The organism is Gemella haemolysans, assembly GCF_028308085.1.
Lineage (GTDB): Bacteria > Bacillota > Bacilli > Staphylococcales > Gemellaceae > Gemella > Gemella haemolysans_D.
The window spans coordinates 1-311 of the sequence record NZ_JAQMFS010000006.1 but is presented as its reverse complement, the minus strand read 5'-3'; the positions used below and the strand labels follow the sequence as shown (position 1 = coordinate 311).

1 protein-coding gene is annotated in these 311 nt (G+C 31.2%); it reads right to left on the bottom strand.

The genetic code is table 11. The annotated features are described in order from the left end of the window. On the bottom strand, nt 1-311 hold a 311-nt coding region (locus tag PNO30_RS00195; RefSeq protein WP_271986687.1), incomplete at both ends, for a transposase.

Below are 311 nucleotides of genomic sequence, written 5' to 3'. Positions count from 1 at the left end.
GAGAATCTTCTATATCCTATTACTGAAAATATATTTTTTTTATCTAACTGTTTTAGTATGTCTAGAGAATAATATCCGCTATCTAACGCAACTTTACCTGGTATTAATCCAAAGGTTTTTTCTATCTGATTTAGTCTATCTATATACGGACCGCTATCATGAGTATTACCTGGAGTTATATGGCAATCTATAATTATATTGTTTTTCCCATCGACAGTTCTATGGTCTAAATACATAAAACCTTCTTCTTTATGGTCTCTGTGATAATATCCACTATCCGGATCGGTAGTGTTAATTTTCTGCTTTTTTAC